At 66.8% G+C, this 18,925-nt stretch carries 20 protein-coding genes and 1 tRNA gene; 6 read left to right on the plus strand and 15 right to left on the minus strand.

The window, feature by feature from the left end:
- Window positions 1-94: 94 nt before the first annotated feature.
- From ACG0Z6_RS02225 to ACG0Z6_RS02235, 3 genes are all read left to right on the plus strand, one after another.
- Window positions 95-1,111, plus strand: coding sequence for a tripartite tricarboxylate transporter substrate binding protein (locus ACG0Z6_RS02225; RefSeq protein WP_394458428.1), 1,017 nt, complete (start codon window positions 95-97; stop codon window positions 1,109-1,111).
- A complete protein-coding gene (locus ACG0Z6_RS02230) occupies window positions 1,108-1,842 on the plus strand; it encodes an ATP-binding cassette domain-containing protein (RefSeq protein ID WP_394458429.1) in 735 nt (244 codons plus the stop codon). The genes ACG0Z6_RS02225 and ACG0Z6_RS02230 overlap by 4 nt, the downstream gene beginning before the upstream one ends.
- A gap of 206 nt (window positions 1,843-2,048) precedes the next feature.
- The gene (locus ACG0Z6_RS02235) at window positions 2,049-2,417 is read left to right on the plus strand and encodes an endonuclease domain-containing protein (protein WP_394458430.1); all 369 of its coding nucleotides are present in this window, start codon (window positions 2,049-2,051) and stop codon (window positions 2,415-2,417) included.
- Window positions 2,418-2,518: 101 nt separating this feature from the next.
- Here the strand turns inward: ACG0Z6_RS02235 and ACG0Z6_RS02240 are convergent, their stop codons facing one another.
- The 3 genes from ACG0Z6_RS02240 to exaC all read right to left on the minus strand — a co-directional run bounded on the left by ACG0Z6_RS02240 (window position 2,519) and on the right by exaC (window position 5,740).
- Window positions 2,519-2,908: a DUF779 domain-containing protein gene (locus tag ACG0Z6_RS02240; protein WP_394458431.1), complete on the minus strand. Its 390-nt coding sequence runs from the start codon at window positions 2,906-2,908 to the stop codon at window positions 2,519-2,521.
- Window positions 2,909-2,949: 41 nt separating this feature from the next.
- On the minus strand, window positions 2,950-4,107 hold the full coding sequence (gene yiaY / locus ACG0Z6_RS02245; RefSeq protein ID WP_394458432.1) for an L-threonine dehydrogenase: 1,158 nt from the start codon (window positions 4,105-4,107) through the stop codon (window positions 2,950-2,952).
- A 112-nt stretch (window positions 4,108-4,219) separates the two neighbouring features.
- Entirely contained in the window at window positions 4,220-5,740 is a 1,521-nt protein-coding gene (gene exaC / locus ACG0Z6_RS02250) for an acetaldehyde dehydrogenase ExaC (RefSeq protein WP_394458433.1), read from the minus strand.
- Between the two features lie 254 nt (window positions 5,741-5,994).
- On the opposite strand from exaC, the gene ACG0Z6_RS02255 reads away from it, so the two are divergent.
- Window positions 5,995-6,570, plus strand: a complete 576-nt coding sequence (locus tag ACG0Z6_RS02255; RefSeq protein WP_394458434.1) for a cysteine hydrolase family protein — start codon at window positions 5,995-5,997, stop codon at window positions 6,568-6,570.
- 15 nt (window positions 6,571-6,585) lie between these two features.
- On the opposite strand, the gene ACG0Z6_RS02260 is transcribed toward ACG0Z6_RS02255, so the two are convergent.
- The 7 genes from ACG0Z6_RS02260 to hemA all read right to left on the minus strand — a co-directional run bounded on the left by ACG0Z6_RS02260 (window position 6,586) and on the right by hemA (window position 12,375).
- Window positions 6,586-7,248: a class I SAM-dependent methyltransferase gene (locus ACG0Z6_RS02260; protein ID WP_394458436.1), complete on the minus strand. Its 663-nt coding sequence runs from the start codon at window positions 7,246-7,248 to the stop codon at window positions 6,586-6,588.
- A 21-nt stretch (window positions 7,249-7,269) separates the two neighbouring features.
- Window positions 7,270-7,851, minus strand: a complete 582-nt coding sequence (locus ACG0Z6_RS02265; RefSeq protein WP_394458437.1) for a UbiX family flavin prenyltransferase — start codon at window positions 7,849-7,851, stop codon at window positions 7,270-7,272.
- Window positions 7,851-8,165: a Grx4 family monothiol glutaredoxin gene (gene grxD / locus ACG0Z6_RS02270; protein WP_394458438.1), complete on the minus strand. Its 315-nt coding sequence runs from the start codon at window positions 8,163-8,165 to the stop codon at window positions 7,851-7,853. The genes ACG0Z6_RS02265 and grxD overlap by 1 nt, the downstream gene beginning before the upstream one ends.
- A gap of 109 nt (window positions 8,166-8,274) precedes the next feature.
- Window positions 8,275-8,904 (minus strand): hypothetical protein, encoded by a 630-nt coding sequence (locus tag ACG0Z6_RS02275; protein WP_394458439.1) that lies wholly within the window; start codon window positions 8,902-8,904, stop codon window positions 8,275-8,277.
- Between the two features lie 139 nt (window positions 8,905-9,043).
- A complete protein-coding gene (gene prmC, locus ACG0Z6_RS02280) occupies window positions 9,044-9,874 on the minus strand; it encodes a peptide chain release factor N(5)-glutamine methyltransferase (RefSeq protein WP_394458440.1) in 831 nt (276 codons plus the stop codon).
- A complete protein-coding gene (prfA, locus tag ACG0Z6_RS02285; protein ID WP_394458441.1) occupies window positions 9,871-10,959 on the minus strand; it encodes a peptide chain release factor 1 in 1,089 nt (362 codons plus the stop codon). The genes prmC and prfA overlap by 4 nt, the downstream gene beginning before the upstream one ends.
- Window positions 10,960-11,085: 126 nt before the next feature.
- Window positions 11,086-12,375 (minus strand): glutamyl-tRNA reductase, encoded by a 1,290-nt coding sequence (gene hemA, locus ACG0Z6_RS02290; RefSeq protein WP_394458442.1) that lies wholly within the window; start codon window positions 12,373-12,375, stop codon window positions 11,086-11,088.
- Window positions 12,376-12,552: 177 nt separating this feature from the next.
- On the opposite strand from hemA, the gene ACG0Z6_RS02295 reads away from it, so the two are divergent.
- Window positions 12,553-12,834, plus strand: coding sequence for a hypothetical protein (locus tag ACG0Z6_RS02295; protein ID WP_394458443.1), 282 nt, complete (start codon window positions 12,553-12,555; stop codon window positions 12,832-12,834).
- Window positions 12,835-12,861: 27 nt separating this feature from the next.
- On the opposite strand, the gene miaB is transcribed toward ACG0Z6_RS02295, so the two are convergent.
- From miaB to ACG0Z6_RS02315, 4 genes are all read right to left on the minus strand, one after another.
- Window positions 12,862-14,202, minus strand: coding sequence for a tRNA (N6-isopentenyl adenosine(37)-C2)-methylthiotransferase MiaB (miaB, locus tag ACG0Z6_RS02300; protein WP_394458444.1), 1,341 nt, complete (start codon window positions 14,200-14,202; stop codon window positions 12,862-12,864).
- Between the two features lie 78 nt (window positions 14,203-14,280).
- A complete protein-coding gene (locus ACG0Z6_RS02305) occupies window positions 14,281-14,739 on the minus strand; it encodes a hypothetical protein (protein WP_394458445.1) in 459 nt (152 codons plus the stop codon).
- A 63-nt stretch (window positions 14,740-14,802) separates the two neighbouring features.
- Entirely contained in the window at window positions 14,803-16,158 is a 1,356-nt protein-coding gene (locus tag ACG0Z6_RS02310; protein WP_394458446.1) for a L,D-transpeptidase family protein, read from the minus strand.
- Window positions 16,159-16,287: 129 nt separating this feature from the next.
- Window positions 16,288-17,322 carry a nuclear transport factor 2 family protein gene (locus ACG0Z6_RS02315; RefSeq protein WP_394458447.1) on the minus strand — a complete coding sequence of 345 codons (1,035 nt, stop codon included), beginning with the start codon at window positions 17,320-17,322 and terminating at the stop codon, window positions 16,288-16,290.
- A 303-nt stretch (window positions 17,323-17,625) separates the two neighbouring features.
- Between ACG0Z6_RS02315 and ACG0Z6_RS02320 the strand changes: the two genes are divergently transcribed.
- Entirely contained in the window at window positions 17,626-18,603 is a 978-nt protein-coding gene (locus ACG0Z6_RS02320; RefSeq protein WP_394458448.1) for a hypothetical protein, read from the plus strand.
- A gap of 223 nt (window positions 18,604-18,826) precedes the next feature.
- Here ACG0Z6_RS02320 and ACG0Z6_RS02325 read toward each other — a convergent pair.
- Window positions 18,827-18,901: transfer RNA gene (locus ACG0Z6_RS02325), tRNA-Arg, on the minus strand.
- Window positions 18,902-18,925: the final 24 nt, after the last annotated feature.

The raw sequence follows: 18,925 nt of genomic DNA on the forward strand, positions 1-18,925 counted from the left end.
CAGGGGAAGTCCGGGCCTCGCGCGTCGTGCGCCCCGCACACCCCCGCAAGCATGGGGGTCGCCAGGGCTGTGTGGGCCTGCGCATAGTCGCTGCATGTCTGCACGTTCACCCTCACGCTGTCTTGCCGCTCATCTCACGCGCCGCACGGCAGTCGGTGGGCTCCTGAGCGCACCCTTTGCCGGCATGGCCGCCGCAGCACGCGAGGCCGCGCCGCCGGGCTGGCCTGCGCGGCCCCTGCAGCTGGTGGTGCCCTGGCCTGCGGGTGGGGCCACTGACCTGGCGCTGCGCGTGCTGGCCGAAGAAGCCGCGCGCCTGCTGGGGCAAAGCGTGGTGGTGCACAACCGCCCGGGTGCTTCGGGCACGCTGGTGGTGCCGGTGCTGAAATCGTCGCCCGCCGATGGCCTCACGGTGGGGCAGCTGGCCTTGCCGGTGCTGCGCCACGCGCTCATGAACAAAGTGCCCTGGGACCCGTTGGTCGACCTCAGCCCCATCTTGCAAGTGGCCAGCACGGGCTTTGGCCTTTTGGTGGCGGCCAACAGCCCCTGGCGCAGCGTGGCCGACATGCTGGCCTGGGCCCGTCAGCACCCCGGTGCGCTGATGGTGGGCTCCAACGGCGTGGGCACCACGCCGCATCTGGCCATGGCCGATCTCTTCAAAACCCAGGGCCTGGAGTACACGCATGTGCCCTTCAAAGGCACGTCCGAGCAAATGCTGGCGCTGGCCAACGGCACGCTCATGGCCGGGGTCAATTCCACCGGTTTTGCCCCTTGGGTGGAGCAGGGGCGGCTGCGCTTGCTGGCCGTCTTTAGCGCGCAGCGCAACCCGCGCTGGCCGCAAGTGCCCACCATGAAAGAGCTGGGCTACGCGCAGATGGTTTTCAACTCACCCTGGGGCTTGGTGGCGCCCGCGGGCACGCCTGCGGGCGTGGTGGCGCGCTTGCACGAGGTCTTCAAAGCCGCCATGCACACGCCGCGCCATCTCGCGGAGCTGGAGCGCTTTGAGCAAGAGCCTGCCTACCTGGACACCGAGGCCTACCGCCAAGCCCTGCTGCACGCGCGCCAGCAAGAACAGGCGCTGCTGGCGCGCATGAAGCTGCTGGCCGCCCCATGAGCGCCGCGCCGCTGCCGCTGCAGGCTCAGGGCCTGTGCAAGAGCTACCGGCGCGGTAAACCCGCGCTGCAAGAGGTGTCGCTGCAGCTCGAGCGCGGCGAGCGCGTGGTGCTGCTGGGCCCCAATGGCGCGGGCAAGTCCACCTTGCTGCAGTTGCTCACCGGCCTGTTCGTGCCCGATGCTGGCAGCATCCACATCGAAGGCCACGACCTGCGCCGCCACCCGCACCGCGCGCTGGCGCACCTGGGCGTGGTGTTCCAGCAGCCCGCGCTGGACCTGGACCTGAGCGTGCGCGCCAACCTGCGTTTCCACACCGACCTGCACGGCATGCCCCGCCGCGAGGCCGAACCGCGCATCGACGCCGCACTGCAACGCCTGGGCCTTGAAGGCGAACACGGCAAAGCCTGCCGCGCGCTGTCGGGCGGCACCCGGCGCAAAGTCGAACTCGCCCGCGCCTTGCTGCACAGCCCCAGCGTGCTGCTCATGGACGAAGCCACCGTGGGCCTGGACCCAGCTTCCCGCGCGCAGCTGCTGCAGTCGGTGAGCACCCTGCAAAGTGAAGGTGTGGCCGTGCTGTGGGCCACCCACCTGGTGGAAGAAGTCGCGGGCGCCCAGCGCCTGCTGGTGCTGCACCAAGGCCGCATCCGCCACCAAGGCAGCGTGGCCGAGCTGCTGCACGCCACGGGTGAGGCCGACGCCCAAGCGGCGTTTTTGGCCTTGACGAAGGGGTGATGGGGCTGGTGGCCCTCTCCCCTGGCCCCTCTCCCACGAGGGGAGAGGGGAATGGCACGCCACTCAAGCCCCTCTCCCTCCTGGGAGAGGGGTTGGGGAGAGGGCCCAACCACCCCCACCGTTGATGAACCAACCCTGCGCCGCACCTTGGCACGGCCCCGCTTCTGCGCAAGAGTTTTTGCTCCGTACCGCTCAGAGCCTATGCCATGGCATGCCCTCCAACACACCGTTGGGCCCGACATCGCGCACGCCAGCTGCGCCGCGAGATGACCGACTGCGAGCAGCAGCTGTGGGCCTGCTTGCGTGCCAAGCGTTTGGATGGCTGGAAATTCCGCCGGCAAGCGCCGGTGGGGCGCTATATCGCCGACTTTGTGTGCTTCCAGGCCCGGCTCATCGTGGAACTCGACGGCGCGCACCACCACGACCAGCAAGAGCACGACGCCTCACGAGACGCATGGCTGCGCTCACAGGGTTTTGAAATCTTGCGCGTCTGGAACAGCCAATGGCTGAGCCAGCGTGAAGCGGTGTTGGGGCTGATTTGGGCAGCATTGCGGGAGAGGAGCCCTCTCCCCTGACCCCTCTCCCACGAGGGGAGAGGGGAATGGCATGCCATGCCATGCCACCACTCAAGCCCCTCTCCCTCCTGGGAGAGGGGTTGGGGAGAGGGCCTCTCCCCTCAGCCCAACGCCCCCAAGGCTGCAAACTCCTCTGCACTGAACACCCGCGAGCGCGTGTGGAAGGCTTTGCCAGTGCCACCTTCGAGCGAGAAGCTGCCGCCTTGGCCCTCGATCACGTCCACGATGAGCTGGGTGTGGGCCCAGGTTTGGTAGAGCGAGCGGCTGATGTAGAAGGGGCAGCCACCGATCTCGCCCAGCAGCACGTCGCCCGGGCCCATGGTGATTTCGCCGGGCAGCAGGCAATTGGCGGCGCTGTTGTCGCAGCAGCCGCCGGACTGGTGGAACATCAGCGCGGGGCCGTGTTGAGCCTTGAGCTCGTCCACCAGCACCAGCGCGGCAGGGGTGGCCAGCACGCGCGGTGGGGGTGGGGTGGTCGCAGGGGTGGTCATGCGGGTGAGCTCCTTGGGTCAAATGGCCCCGGGGCGGCGGCTCAGGCCGCCGTCATGGCGCCGTGGAAGATGGCTTCGATATCGGCCTGCGTGGCGCGGCGTGGGTTGGTCAAGCCGCAGGCGTCTTTGAGGGCGTTGCTGGCCAGCAGCGGGATGTCGGCGGCCTTCACGCCCAGTTCGGCAAGGCCCTTGGGAATGCCGATGTCCAGCGCCAGCTGGCGAATGGCGCTCAGGCACGCCTTGGCGCCAGCCTCGGCGTCCAGCCCCTGCACGTCCACGCCCATGGCCTGCGCCACGTCGCGCAGCCGTGCGGCGGAGGTGGGCAGGTTGAAGGCCTGCACATGAGGCAGCAGCAAGGCGTTGCACACGCCGTGGGGCAGGTCGTAGAAGCCGCCGAGCTGGTGGGCCATGGCGTGCACATAGCCCAGCGAGGCGTTGTTGAAGGCCATGCCCGCAAGGAATTGGGCATAGGCCATGTGTTCGCGGGCGGACAGGTTGTCGCCGTGGTTCACAGCGGTGCGCAGGTGGCTGGCAATCAGGGCCACGGCCTTGAGCGCGCAGGCGTCGGTGATGGGGGTGGCGGCGGTGGAGACATAGGCCTCCACGGCGTGGGTGAGGGCGTCCATGCCGGTGGCAGCGGTCAGGCCCTTGGGCTTGGCCAGCATCAGCTCGGGGTCGTTGACCGACAAGATGGGCGTGACGTTGCGGTCCACGATGGCCATCTTGATGTGGCGTGTTTCGTCCGTGATGATGCAAAAGCGCGTCATCTCGCTGGCCGTGCCTGCGGTGGTGTTGATGGCCACCAGCGGCAGCTGGGGCTTGCTGGAGCGGTCCACGCCTTCGTAGTCGCAGATGTCGCCGCCGTTGGTGGCGCACAGCGCAATGCCCTTGGCGCAGTCGTGCGGCGAGCCCCCGCCCAGCGAGATCACAAAGTCACAGCGCTTGGCCTGCAGCAGTGCCAGCCCGGCGCGCACATTGCCTGCCGTGGGGTTGGGCTGGGTGCCGTCAAACACCACGGCGTCGATGTCCTTCTCGGCCAGCAGCGCTTCAATGCGCGCGGCCACGCCCAGCTGGTTGAGCACGCTGTCGGTGACGATCAAGGCGCGCTTGAAGCCATAGCCCTTGAGGGCGTTCATGGCGTCTTGCAAACAGCCTGCGCCCATGACGTTGACGCTGGGCATGAAGAAACTGCTGACCATGGTGAAGCTCCGTGAATGTCTGTGTGGTGAGAGCAGCGGCGCTGCTGCCAAAAATCCTAGGCCCACAAGGGGGCGCGGCAGTGCACGCCGCGCTCTCAACACTTGATACTCATCAGAAGAAGCCCAACTTGGCCTCGCTATAGCTCACCAGCAGGTTTTTGGTCTGCTGGTAGTGGTCCAGCATCATCTTGTGGGTCTCGCGCCCGATGCCCGACTCCTTGTAGCCGCCAAAGGCCGCGTGCGCAGGGTAGGCGTGGTAGCAATTGGTCCACACCCGCCCGGCCTTGATGGCGCGGCCCATGCGGTAGGCCACGTTGCCGTTGCGGCTCCACACGCCCGCACCCAGGCCGTAGAGCGTGTCGTTGGCAATCTGCAGCGCCTGCGCTTCGTCTTTGAAGGTGGTCACGGCCAGCACCGGGCCGAAGATTTCCTCCTGAAAGATGCGCATCTTGTTGTGGCCTTTGAAGACCGTGGGCTGGATGTAGTAGCCGCTGGCGAGCTCGCCACCGAGCTGCGCGCGCTGCCCGCCGGCCAGCACCTCAGCGCCTTCTTGGCGCCCGAGCTCCAGGTAGCTGCTGATCTTGGTCATCTGCTCCTGCGAGGCCTGCGCGCCCATCATGGTGTCAGTGTCCAGCGGGTTGCCTTGCTTGATGTCGGCAATGCGCTTGAGCGCGCGGCTCATGAACTGGTCGTAGATGGACTCATGAATGATGGCGCGCGACGGGCAGGTGCACACCTCGCCCTGGTTGAAGGCAAACAGCACCAGGCCTTCGATGGCTTTGTCCAGAAAGCCATCGTCGCGGTCCATCACGTCGGGGAAGAAGACGTTGGGCGACTTGCCGCCCAGCTCCAGCGTGGCGGGAATGAGGTTGTTGGCCGCGGCCTGCGCAATCAAGCGCCCGGTGCTGGTCGAGCCCGTGAACGCAATCTTGGCAATGCGCTTGGAGGTGGCCAGCGGCATGCCCGCCTCGCGCCCAAAGCCGTTGACCACATTCAGCACACCTGGCGGCAGCAAGTCAGCAATCAGCTCCACCAGCACCAGCAGGCTGATGGGCGTGCTCTCGGCGGGCTTGAGCACCACGCAGTTGCCCGCACCCAGCGCCGGTGCGAGCTTCCAGGCCGCCATGAGGATGGGGAAGTTCCAGGGAATGATCTGCCCCACCACGCCCAGCGGCTCGTGGATGTGGTAGGCCATGGTGTGCTCGTCGATCTCGCTCAACGCGCCTTCTTGAGCGCGCACGCAGCCCGCGAAATAGCGGAAGTGGTCCACCGCCAGCGGAATGTCGGCATTGAGCGTTTCGCGGATGGGCTTGCCGTTGTCGACAGTCTCGGCATAGGCCAGCTTTTCGGTGTTGCGCTCGATGCGATCGGCAATCTGCAGCAGGATGTTGGCGCGGTGCGCCGGGCTGGTTTTGCCCCAGGCATCGGCCGCGGCGTGCGCGGCGTCCAGCGCGCGCTCGACGTCCTCAGCGCTGGAGCGTGCCGCTCGCGTGTAGGCCTTGCCGGTGATGGGCGTCACGACGTCGAAATACTGTTCCTTGACCGGTGCCACAAAGCGCCCGCCAATGAAGTTGTCGTACTGGGGCTTGAAGCTCAGAGGGGCGCCAGCGGCGCCAGGCAGTGCATACAGCATGTGAGTCTCCTTGAGTGGTGCCAAACCCGCGCCATGCGGGCCAAACACATTGCACTCACAAACCGTGCCAACACCAGCGGGCCAGCCCCGGGCTGTTGCGCTGTCCCATAACGCGACGGTGACAGCGCCACCCCTGCGCCGAAACGGCGCAATCGCGCCCCTGCTCTTGGAACCGTGCAGCCTTTGGCACCGTGCCAGCTTGCACAATGCGGCACAGGACCCCGAACACACCCCGCAGAAGCTAGGACAAACTGATGAGCCCCTGCCCCATGCCGCTTGACCCACGCAGCACCGCCGTGCTGGTGGTGGATGTTCAACAAGCCCTGTGCCGTGGCGGGTGCTATGAGGTGTTTGAGGCAGCGGCGCTGGTGGCGCGCATCAACACGCTCACCCAAGTCGCGCGCGCCGCGGGCGTGCCCGTGGTGCTGGTGCAGCACGAAGCTGTGAGCGGCCCCATGCGGCGCGGCGAGCCGGGCTGGGAATTGGCCTCAGACCTCAGCGTGCAGCCCAGCGATTGGCGGCTCCACAAAGCCGCCAGCGACTGTTTCCAGCACACCGATCTGGAGCAAAGCCTGCGCGCCGCGGGGGTGCGCCAGCTGGTGGTGTGCGGCATTCAAAGCGATTTCTGCGTGGACTCCACCGTGCGCCGCGCCCTGGCTTTGGGCTACGAGGTCTGCCTGGTGCAAGACGGCCACTCCACGCTGGACAACGGCGTGCTCAGCGCCGCACAAATCAGCGCCCACCACAACGCCACGCTCTGCGAACTCAGCAGCTATGGCCCACGCGCGCGCCTGGTGGCGGCCGAGGCCCTGAGGTTTGCCGCGGCCTGAGCCTGCGGCGCAGGGTTAGCGCCGCAGCCCACGCAGGGCCCACAAAAAGGCCTTGCCAAAGCAGGGGGCGCTGGCGTCGAGTTCATGCATGCGGCGCAGGGTCTGGATGTCGAAGGCGGGGCTCCAGAGCTGGCGCAGCAGGGCCTCGTCATAGCCCAGACCACCGCCGGTGGAGCCGCTGTCCTGGGCCTGCGCGTCGCTCAGGCCACTGCCGCCCTCTGGGGCGAAGCAAACCAAAGACAACAGTCCGCCCGGGCGCAGCACCCGCGCGATCAGGTCGATATAGGGCTGGCGCTGCGCGGGCAGCAGGTGGTGGAAACAGCCGGAGTCGCACACCAGCTCAAAGCCCGCGCTGGGCAGTTCGGTGTTGAACACATCTGCTTGGCGCAGCGTCAGCCCACCGCTGGTCAAGCCCTGTGCCGCCTCGGCCGTGAGTTCGCGAGCCCAGGCAATGGCAGAGGCCGAGTAGTCCAGCGCCAGCACCTCGTAGCCCTGGCGTGCCAAGAACAGGGCATTGCGCCCATTGCCGCAGCCGATGTCCAAGGCCCGGGCGCCCCCGGCAGTGCTGCCCGCTGGGACCCAGTCCACCAGGTTTTCGTCCGGAACGGGCCGGAAAAACGGCACCGGGCGCTGGCGGTCTTGGTAGAAGGACTGCCAGCGTTCAATCGGTTCGGACATGGGTGGGGTGCTGGTGGGGTGTCAGCTCTTGCGCAGGCCGCCCCAGGCTTGAGGCGCGGCGTGCTCGATGCCGGCCAGTTGCAGCACGCGTTCCACGGTGTCGTCCACCATGGCCTGGATGCTGCTGGGGTGGTGATAGAAGGCCGGCAGGGGCGGGAAGATGATGCCGCCCATCTCGGTCACGGCCGTCATATTGCGCAGGTGCGCCAGGTTGAAGGGAGTCTCGCGCACCATCAGGATGAGGCGGCGGCGCTCTTTGAGCGTGACGTCGGCGGCGCGGGTCAGCAGGTTGTCGCCCAGGCCGTGGGCAATGGCGGCCAGCGTCCGCATGGAGCAGGGGGCCACCACCATGGCGGCCGTGGCAAAGCTGCCGCTGGCCACGCAGGCGCCTACGTCACCGGGGGCGTGGGCGTGGTCGGCCTCGGCCTCGAGCTGCTCGCGCGTGAGGCCCAGTTCGTGGTGGGCGTTGAGCACGCCCGCGGGCGTGAGCACCAGGTGGGTTTGCAGGCCCAGCGCACGTGCGCGGCGCAGCAGGCTCAGCCCATAGGCCGCACCGGTGGCGCCGGTGATGCCCACCACCAGACGTGTGGGCGCGGTGTGCATCAGCCTTGCGTCAGCAGCTGTTGCAGCTCGCCGCTCTCGTACATCTCCATCATGATGTCGGAGCCGCCGACGAATTCACCGTTGATGTAGAGCTGCGGGATGGTGGGCCAGTTGGCGTATTCCTTGATGCCCTGGCGCACGGCTTCGTCTTCCAGCACGTTGAAGGTTTTGACTTCGGTGGCGCCAGCGGCTTTGAGCACCTGGATGGCGCGGCCCGAGAAGCCGCACATGGGGAATTGGGCGGTGCCCTTCATGAACAGCATCACGCGGTTGCCTTTGACCAATTCGTCGATGCGTTGCTGGGTGTCGCTCATGGGTGTGTCCTCGTGGTTTCAATGCCGGCGTCGCCGGCCTGCAATGAGGACGCATTATCCGGCAGCCCTCAAGGCCCCAGTGCGGCACAGGACACTGTCGCGCGCCGCTTCAGTAGCTGTAACTCAGCCCCAGCTGCACCACGGGCCAAAAGCTCAGGGTGTTGGGGTCGCCCAGCGTGCGCGCATTGGCGCCCAGGCGCGGGGTGAGGGGGGCGGCCAAGCCCAAGTCGGCACTGAAGCCCCAGCCGCCGCGCAGTGCAAAGCCGCTATAGCCCACGCCCAGATAGCTCAGCTGGCTGCTGGGCTCGGCCTGCACACCCGGCACGGGCGAGCTCAAGCTGCGCAGCGAGGCAGAGGCAAACGGCGCCCACTGCGTGTGCGCGCCCAGTGCCAGCCCGGCGCTGCTGTAGCTCTGCGAAGCCGGACCCAGCATCAGCCCGCCTGTGGCGCGCAGGCCGCCGCCGGTGCGTTGGCCCAGGCCCGAGGGGGTGAGGTAGTAGTCGCCCAGCAGGTTGACGCTGCTGGTGCTGCTGCGTTGTGCGGCGCTGCTTGGGGTGTTTTGGCTCAGCTGCAGGCGCAGCTGCCAGGGGGAGAGGGTGTCGGCTGGCACCTGCAGGCCCTGGGCCTGGACGGGCTGGCTCACCAGGTACAAAAGCCCACCCACAAGGCTGGCGCACAGGGCCCAGCGCAGGCGTTGCAGACGGTGGTCAGGCTTGGCAAGGCGGGTGGCAGCGGGCATGGCGGACCTCCAAAGCGTGGGTGGCGGCTTTCAGGGAAATCTCCCCTGGGTCTGAACCATGCTACGCCCCGACTTTGCGCTTGGATAGCCTTTGGTGAGGGAAGGAGTGGGGCTATTTGCTGCGCTTGTGACGCTTGCCTCAGCCCGGCCAGCGCCCGCCGCTGCAGCGGTCGGTTCCCGCCAAATCCTGCCGGGTTTGCACCTGTTCAAAACCCCGCAGGCGTAGCAATTCAGCCACGGCCGGGCCTTGGTCGTAGCCGTGCTCCAGCAGCAGCCAGGCGCCGGGCAGCAGGTGCGCGGGTGCTTGCTGCACCAGCGTGCGCAGATCGGCCAGCCCGTCCCCTTCGGGGGTGAGGGCCTGGCGCGGTTCGTGGCGCAGCGCGGCCAGGTGGGGGTCGTCGCCGCGGATATAGGGCGGGTTGGAGACCGCCAGCTGCAGGCGCAGCGCGGCGGGCAGGGCGCCCCACCAGCTGCCGGGGTGGGTGTGCAGCGGCAGGCCCAGCGCCTGCGCATTGCTCTGGGCCACGGCCAGAGCGGCGGGGCTCAGGTCGGTGGCGTGCACGGTGGCGTCGGGCCGCTGTGATTTGATGGCCAGGGCAATGGCGCCGCTGCCCGTGCCCAGGTCGGCCGCGCAAGGGGCTTGCAAGGGCTGCAGGCATTCCAGTGCCCAGGCCACCAGCACTTCGGTGTCGGGGCGCGGCACCAGGGTGTCGCGCGTCACCCGCAGCTTCAGGCCATAAAACTCTTTGTGCCCTTGCAGATAGGCCAGTGGCACGGCGTCCAGGCGTTGCTGCAGCCAGTCCTGCAGCTGCGCGCTTTGCTCGGGGCTCAGCAGCGCGTCGTCGTGCTGGATCAGCCAGGCGCGCGACTGCCCCAGCAGTGCTTGCAGCAGGTATTGCGCCTCGCCCCGGGGCAGGCCTTGCTGCTGCGCCAGGCTCAGCGCGGCGGTCACGCTCAGGCGGCTGGTCATGCCGAGGCTTCCAGGGCGGCGAGTTGTTCAGCGGCTTGCGCGCGCAGCAGCTCGGCCATGACGTCATGCAAGTCGCCGTCCATGATGGCGCCGAGCTTGTAGAGCGTGAGGTTGATGCGGTGGTCGGTGAGTCGGCCCTGCGGGAAGTTGTAGGTGCGGATGCGGTCGCTGCGGTCTCCACTGCCCACCAGGCTTTTGCGTGTGGCGGCCTCTTTGGCAGCGCGTTCGTTCTTGTCCTTGTCGCGCAGCCGCGCGGCCAGCACGGCCATGGCTTTGGCCTTGTTGCGGTGCTGGCTGCGGTCGTCCTGGCACTCCGCCACCAGCCCGGTGGGCAGGTGGGTGATGCGGATGGCTGAGTCCGTTTTGTTCACGTGCTGGCCGCCCGCGCCGCTGGCCCGGAAGGTGTCGATGCGCAGCTCGGCGGGGTTGAGCTGGATGTCCTCGGCCTCGTCGGGCTCGGGCATCACGGCCACGGTGCAGGCGCTGGTGTGGATGCGGCCTTGCGACTCGGTGGCGGGCACGCGCTGCACGCGGTGGCCGCCGGATTCGAACTTCAGCCGCCCGTACACCGCCTCGCCGTCGATGCGCAGCACGATTTCCTTGTAGCCGCCGAGGTCGGACTCGCTGGCCGACATCACCTCCACGCGCCAGCCCTGGGCTTCGGCAAAGCGCAGGTACATGCGCGTGAGGTCTGCGGCGAACAGGGCCGATTCATCGCCCCCGGCCCCGGCGCGGATTTCCAAAAACGCGGCGCGTTCGTCGTCCGGGTCTTTGGGCAGCAGGGCCAGCTGCAACTCGTCGTCCAGGCGTGTCATGTCGGCCTGGGCGGCGCTGATTTCCTCGCGCGCCATGTCGGCCATGTCGGCGTCATCGGCTGCCAGCAGCTCCTGGGCGGCGGCCAAGTCCTGCTCGCGCTGCAGGTATTGGCGGTAGCGCGTGAGCAGCTCGGAGAGCTCCGCCTGCTCTTTGGAGAGGCTGCGGTAGCGCTTCATGTCGGCCGCCACGCTGCCATCGGCCAAAAGGGCGTCGAGCTCCGCCAGGCGGTAGCCCAGGCGTTCAAACTGTTGGCGCAATGCGTCTTTCATGGGGCGGGTGCGAGAGGAGGGGTGAGCAAAGCGGCGCAGTGTGCGCCAAAAACGAAAAGCCGGGTGCGGGCAGGGCCGCGGGGTGGGGCAGCATGGGCCGCCGAGGCCCCGCCCCAAAACGCGCCGCTAAGAGTCGGCGGGGTCGCGCGGGCTGGCGCGCAGGAACAGGCGCGAGACGGTGTGCGCCAGTGCCAGTCGCTGGTCGCCTTCGGTGGCGTGCAGCTCGGCCAGGGTGCCGTGCAGCATTTTTTGCGTCAGGCCGCGCGCCAGGGCTTCGAGCACGGCTTCCACGTCTTCGCCACGGGCCAGCAGCTTGCGGGCGCGCTGCAGCTCGGCGCTGCGCCATTGCTCGGTTTGCTGGTTCAGGGCCTGGATCAGCGGCACGGTGTGGCGCTGGCCCAGCCAGTGCACAAAGCTCTGCACACCGGTTTCGATGATGGCCTCGGCCTGCTCCACCGCGGCCTGGCGCTTGGCGCCTGCGGTTTGCACGACTTGGGAGAGGTCGTCCACGGTGTAGAGGTAGACGTCGGGCAGCTGGGCCACTTCGGGTTCGATGTCGCGCGGCACGGCCAAGTCCACCATGAAGATGGGCCGGTGTTTGCGCAGCTTGAGCGCGCGCTCCACAGCGCCCAGGCCAATCAACGGCAGGCTGGAGGCGGTGCAGGAAATGACGGCGTCGAACTCATGCAGGCGCTGCGGCAGGTCCGCCAGGCGCAGCGCTTGAGCGCCCAGGTGGTTGGCGAGCTTTTCGCCGCGCTCCAGCGTGCGGTTGGCCACGGCCATGGCGCGCGGGTTGCGGGCGGCAAAGTGGGTGGCCACCAGCTCGATCATCTCGCCCGCGCCCACGAAGAGCACGCGGATGTCGGCCAGGTCTTCAAAAATCTGGCTGGCCAGGCGCACCGCCGCTGCGGCCATGCTGATGGAGTGCGCGCCGATCTCGGTGGAGCTGCGCACTTCCTTGGCCACGGCAAAGCTGCGCTGGAAGAGCTGGTGCAGCGTGGTGCCCAGGGTGCCTGCATCACCGGCTTCGCGCACGGCCTGCTTCATCTGCCCCAGGATTTGCGGCTCGCCCAGCACCATGGAATCAAGCCCGCTGGCCACGCGAAAAGCGTGGCGCGCCGCGGCGCTGTCTTCGCGCACATAGGCGTGGCTCAGCAGCGCTTGCTCGGACACATCGCCATGGCGCGCCAGCCACTGCACGGCGCCTTGCACCATGCCCAAATCGCCCGCCACATAGAGTTCTGTGCGGTTGCAGGTGGACAGCATGGCGGTCTCGGGCGTGGCCGCACGCGCGCTGCCGAGCTGCTCACGCAGGCGCAGCAGGGCCGGTGCCAGCTGGCCGGAGGCGAACGCAAACCGTCCGCGCAAATCCAGCGGCGCGGATTGATGGTTCAGCCCCAGGGTGAAAACTGTCATGACATGGAATTATAAAATTCGCCCCCAGCTCATCGGCACCGAGATGCAGGGTGTGAGCTTGACGCAAGTCAATCAGCTCCGGTTTGTAAGCAGGAGTTGACATCAAGCCCGCTGGGCTCAGCCCTTCCAAAGCCCCATGTTTTGCCGGTACACAACCCTTTTCGGAGAATTTTTCGCGTGAGCCCTCTGGATGCTTTGTGGCATGTTGGCAATTTGCTGGCGCCGCCGTGGTGTGTGGCGGCCGTGATGGCCCTGCTGTTGTGCTTGTTGTGGCGCCCCCAGGCCCGCGCCGCAGGGTGGCGGCGGCTGTGGCTGTGGGGCGGTGTGGGCGGCACGCTGGGGTTGGGGCTGGGCCTGGCGCTGGTGGGCCGCGACGGCAGCATGAGCACTTACGCGCTGATGCTGGCGGGCCAGAGCCTGGCCCAGTGGTGGCGCCTGGAGCGCGCCCAGCCCGCTTAGCGAGCCCGGCGCGGCCTGCCCTGCGCATCAGTCCAGCGTGGGCTCGGTCAGCGGCACCTCGCCGCGCAGCGAGTGGGCGTAACCGGCGGTGATGCGCAGCGGGATGATCTGGTGCATCAGGCGGTCTGCGCCCTTGAAGTTCACGATGCGGTTGCACTCGGTGCGGCCCATCAGCTCGGTGGCGTCTTTGCGTGCGCGACCGCTCACCAGCACGGGCACGGTCTGCCCCACCAGGGCTTCGTTGTAGCGTGCGGCATTGGCCTCGATCACCGCCTGCAGCTGCTGCAGCCGGGCCACCTTCACCTCGTAGGGCGTGTCGTCGTGCAGGTTGGCAGCCGGGGTGCCGGGGCGCGGGCTGAAGATGAAGCTGAAGCTGGCATCGAACTGCACGTCCTCGATGAGCTGCATGGTCTTGGCGTGGTCTTCATCGGTCTCGCCGGGGAAGCCCACGATGAAGTCGCTGGCAATGCGGATGTCGGGGCGCACGGCGCGCAGCTTGCGCACGATGCTCTTGAACTGCAGCGCGGTGTAGCCGCGCTTCATGGCCATGAGAATGCGGTCGCTGCCGTGCTGCACGGGCAGGTGCACGTGGTTGACCAGCTTGGGGATGCTGCCGTAGGCGTCGATCAGGCGCTGGCTGAACTCGTTGGGGTGGCTGGTGGTGTAGCGCAGGCGCTGGATGCCGGGGATCTCGGCCACGTATTCCAGCAGCAGCGCGAAGTCTGCAATCTCGCCGCTCTCACCCATCTTGCCGCGGTAGGCATTGACGTTTTGGCCCAGCAAAGTGATTTCTTTGACGCCCTGGTCGGCCAGCCCGGCCACTTCTTCCAGCACGTCTTCAAAGGGGCGGCTGACCTCTTCGCCGCGCGTGTAGGGAACCACGCAGTAGCTGCAGTATTTGGAGCAGCCTTCCATGATGGAGACAAAGGCGGAGGCGCCTTCCACGCGCGCCGGGGGCAGGTGGTCGAACTTCTCGATCTCGGGGAAGCTGATGTCCACCTGCGGCTGCGCCAGGGCGCGGCGCTGCGCCAGCATCTCAGGCAGGCGATGCAGGGTCTGCGGGCCAAACACCACGTCCACATAGGGCGCGCGCTCGATGATGTGCGCGCCTTCCTGACTGGCCACGCAGCCGCCCACGCCAATCAAGACGCCACGTTCTTTGAGGTGCTTGATGCGGCCGAGGTCGGAGAACACTTTCTCCTGCGCCTTTTCGCGCACCGAGCAGGTGTTGAAGAGGATGAGGTCGGCTTCTTCCACGTCCTGCGTGGGCTCATAGCCTTGGGCGGCGCGCAGCACATCGGCCATCTTGTCCGAGTCGTACTCGTTCATCTGGCAGCCGAAGGTTTTGATAAAGACTTTTTTGCTCATGGAACTGCTCCGCGTGCCGGAGGGGCCGGCACGGCTGGGTAGGAAAGAGAAGAGGGGCGCGGGCCCGGTCTCAAGCCCTCAGGGCTTGGTCCAGGTTTGCGTGCCGGGGTTGAAGCGCCAGGCCGCAGCTTCGGCTGGTGTGGTGGGCCACAGGCGGTTGGCGCGCTCCACCTCGTTGAGCACCCACACGTCTTTGAGGTTGCCGTAGAGGTCGCGCGTGTAGTGCACCAGCAAGGGCTCACCAATCAAGCCGCCCGATAGCAGCAGCTGGTGGCTGGGCCCGAAGATGCGTGCGCCCGGTGCCAGCTGCACGAGCTGGCCGTTGAGCTTGGCCAGCGGCGGCTGTGTGACGACGAGTTCGCCACGCAGCGCTGCGGCAGGGAAGTTACGCGCTGACTTGATTTCCGTCAGCACCACACGGGTGCTGTCGTCCTGCGCGCGCGCCTGGGGTGCGAAGCAGGCGCTGCCTGCCAGCAAGGCAAGCAGCAAAAGAGGGCGTGAGCCGTGGCGACCGGCGGGTGGCTGACAGCGGTACATGGTGTAGATCCAGTGGCTGCGTTGCAAAAGGGGCGGATTCTATCGCCCCCGGGTTTTGGGGCCTCAGCCCACGGCGCCGTCGAAGAACAAGCGCCACTGCCCGCCACGTTCGCGCCAGTACTGGCGCTTGAGTTTGGGCTGGGCGCTGTCGGGCGTGAACTCATGGTAGGTCACGATCACCGATTGCGGCTGGCCCGCTTCGGCCCAGGGCAGCATGCTGGTGGCCTCGACGTTTTGCACCGGCAGCTCGCCGCGCTGCATGCGCTGAACATTGGCCGTCAGGCGCGAGGCCTCGCTGTCGGAGCCGCGGTCCAGCCCGGCTTCGTAATACTGCAGCAGGGCTTGCCCGTCCTGGCGCAGCTTGGCCTGCTGCCAGCCGCGGAAGGCCGTCAAGAAGGCCGGGGCCAATTCGGGTTTGGCTTTGGCGCGGTCCACCCACTCCACGTGATCCAGCACAAACACCGGGGTCTCGCGCGGCAGTACGGTTTTGGCGAGTTTGGCCATCTCGTCGTTGGGCAGCACCACGCAACCGTCGGTGGACTGTGGCGTGCGCGAATAGCTGCCCAGGCGTTCGCCATGCAGCCAGATGCTGGTGCCGCCGCGGCCGACTTGGCGGTCCAGCTCGTTGGGGTAGTTCAGGGGCAGCGTGGCCACGCCGTAGCGCTCAAAAGCCTCTTGGCGCGGCATGCCCACGAAGTACACACCCAGCGGCGTGCGGAAGTCTCCCTCCAGCAGCTTGCCCGTGCCTGCTTTGCCGATGGCGATGTAGCTGTCGTCAATCAGCTTGGGGCCTTGCGCGGAGTTTTCAAACACAAACAAGCGTGAGCGGCTGGTGTCCACCACGATGGCGTGGCGCGTGGCCGCTGGCAGGCCCGCCAGCACCTTGGGCAAGGTGTTGGGGTCGGGCGGGGCAATCAGCGCGGTCAGGCGCTGGCGTGCTTCCAGGCGCAGCTGCATGAGCGAGACATGGTGCTCCGAGGGCAGTGGCGCGGCCGAGCCGATCTGGCTCACCATATGCCCGGAGCGGGCCATCAGCAAGTCCGCATAAATCAGCTGCGCCAGTGCGAAGTCGGGCTGCTGCTGCACCAGCGAGGCAAAGGCCTCAAAGGCTTGGTCTTCCTCGCCCTTGGCCAGCAGTTGCAGGCCGCGCATCAGGCGAGCTTCGGGCGACTGACCTTCGATGCGAGCGCTCAGCAGCGTGCGTTCTTTTTGAAGCTGCTGCACGGAGCTCTCGGGGGAGCTGGGGTCGCTGGGTTCAACCCGTGCCGACACCAAACCGGCCACGCCCAGCAATGCCAAAAGCCCACCAAAGACGAGCATCCCAGGGTGTGTGGCGCCCTTGAGGCGGCGCTGTGCCTGCGGCGGCTGGTGGATCTGCCGCAGGCTGGCAAGAAATTGCTGGGAACGATCGGTGCTCATGCGCGAAGTATCGGGGAAGCGGCGCCGCAGCGCGCTGTGCCGCGGCGGCATGCGCGCTGCGCGCACGCTGCAAGGCAGTCAACGGGGCGATGCGCCGACAAAGAGGCGCACCGCCCGGGGTTGAGGAACTCAGTTCGAATTTTCAGCCGTGATGCGCCATTGGCCTGGTTTGACCTGCGTGAGCTCGACATTCTTGGTGCTCTTGGCATCCAGGGAGTCAGAGTTGTAGTCCTGACGGAAGCGGACCTTGGCCTTGTTGCCGTCGATCTTGATATCCAGATCGGAAATCTCCACCGAGATTTTCTTCTTGCTCAAGATGCGGTTGCGACGGTCGGATTCCCAGGCCTTGCGGCTGCCAGACTTGCCTTTGAACTCGGGCGAGTAGGCGGCGAAGTAGCCATCCATATCGCGGCGGCTCCAGGACTGTGCCCAGCCTTTGAGGGCCTTTTCGATTTCCTTTTGGTCGCTGTCGGCACTGGCCTTGGCCACCGGGGCTGGGGCGGGTGCAGCAGCCGTTGGCTTGGCTGGGGCTGTAGCAGCTGCCACGGGGGCGGCGGGTGCAGCAGCCACCGGTGCCGCGGGCTTGGGCGCGGCCGCCACTGGGGCTGGCGCGGGTGCGACAGGTGCCACGGGCTTGGCGGCCGCCACCGGGGCGGGTGCTGGTGCAGGCACTGGCGCTTTGGCCGCTTTGCCAGGGCGCGGGTCCACGGTGGGCTCGAACACGTTTTGGATCACTGCCAGCTTCAATGGCAGGCTGACGTCGTTCTTGTCCAGCGCCAGGGCCTTTTTGTAGGCCTGCCCGGCCAAGCGTGCGTAGACATCCCCCAGGTTTTGAAACGCCGTGGCGTAACTGGGGTTGGTCTTGATGGCCAGCTCTAGGGACTGCCGCGCTTTGTCGTAGTCGCCTTGGGAGGCGTAGAGCACTGCCAAGTTGTTGTAGGGGCCGGGGTGGTCAGGGTGAGCTTCAATCAGCTTTTGAAACACCGTGATGGCTTCGTTCTTGCGCCCCAGCGCTGACAGTGCAATGCCACGCTGCAGCTGCAGGCGTGCATCGCCGGGGTTGGCGGCCAAAAGTTGATCGGTTTTTTTCAGCGCCTCGGCATGCTTGCCAGCGTTGAGCAGGCCCAGCACATCGCCGACATCGTCGGCGAAAACGCTGGACAAACAGCCCGCGAGCATCAGACCGGCGCACAAAGAGCGGAGCGGGCGGCTTAGCACAGAACGTTTTGCGGCCATGAGTGTCGGGAGTTATGGGGCTAATAAAGCTCGCGATTGTATAGATCGGAATTAAGATACGGCACCCGGGTTCGAGCGGGGGTGCACATGTCCAAATACCGTGAATTTGTGCACATGCCAGCTCAAAGTGTGGGTGCTAGAGTGAAGCCCACATTGGGGAGTGTCATGGCCAAACACAATACTGTTTTCGATCTCAGCCATATTTCAGCGACGACGCTGAACAAAGTAGTTATGGCTGCAGCCCTTTTGGCCTCGACGGCGGCTCATGCGGTCCAGTATGGCTCCCCCCAACTCAATTCAGTGCTGGGCGAGCCACTGCGTTTGGTGGTCCCCGTGCGGGTGGCCGCTGGGCAGACCCTGCCGCCGCAATGCGCTCGCGTGACGATCAAGGCCGGTCAGCGTGTGCTGGACGATGTGATTCTTCAGCGCGTGGTGAGCCAGCCCGGTGAAAGTGGTGAATACAGCATCTGGGTGCGTTCCAGCGTGCCCATGACTCATCCCGATTTGAGCCTGCTGCTGGCTTGCTCTGGCGGGCAGCTTGCCTTGCACTTGCCCGCAGCCAATGGTGCGCTGGGCACTGAGTCGGCAGCGGCCCCTACCGGCAGCCGACCCGCGCCGGAAAAGCACGACATGGTGGCTCACACCGACTCCGTCAGCGGCCGTGGTGTGGTGCGGGCCTTGGCCAGTGCCGAGCCCGCTGACGCGCAACCCAGCGTGACCCGTGTGGCCCTGGGTGAGCGGGAGTGGTTGATGGAGTCCTCCTGGGTTTCCCCGGAGCGTTCCGGCGCACACAGCAAGGGCTGGCAAATCTCCTCCGTGGGGACGGTGCTGCAGTGGGCCTGGGACACGTTGACCATTGGCGCCAATCCGGCCGCGGGGCTCTCCCCCATCCAAACCGCGCAGCAGCGCCGCCTGCTCGAACAGCTGCAAGCCCTGCAAATCGAGCAACAAGCCATGCAGCCCGAGATCCAACGCGCGCTGCTGACGACGGTTCAGCAAGAGCAAGCATTTGGCGCTCAATTGACGCTGCTGACCCTCTCTGGCTTGGCAGCGCTGCTCGCGGGCGTGGGTTTGTGGTGGACGCTGGCCCGTGCCCAGGGTGGTCGCCGCTGGCGTGCCCTGCAAGCGCGCTTGGCCCAAGTCCAGCCCTGGCTGGCCGAGCGCGCCAAGGGGCTGACGCAAAAACCCAGCGCGGGCACCTCAGCCTGAGCGTTCACGCCAAGCCTGCCGCGCTGCCACTATTTGTGGCAGCCTAGTGGAACCCCTTTGCTGACAAAGGCTTGCGGCAGCCGGCCTCAGCTTGTCCAGCGATTTGTCCACAGTCTGGGTGGATGGATTTGGTAACAGTGAGGGCCGCTCTGGGGTGGCGTGGCGCAGGCCATCGCGGATTTTGTGGCGACCCGACCTGGGGTGCGCTGAGTGCATGCCCAACTGGTCCCGCCGACAGGAATCGAACCTGTATTTGCCGCTTAGGAGGCGGCCGTTCTATCCATTGAACTACGGCGAGCTGTGCAGGGCTTTGTGACGGCAG

This window comes from Roseateles rivi (assembly GCF_043555845.1).
Classification (GTDB): Bacteria; Pseudomonadota; Gammaproteobacteria; order Burkholderiales; family Burkholderiaceae_C; genus Roseateles; species Roseateles rivi.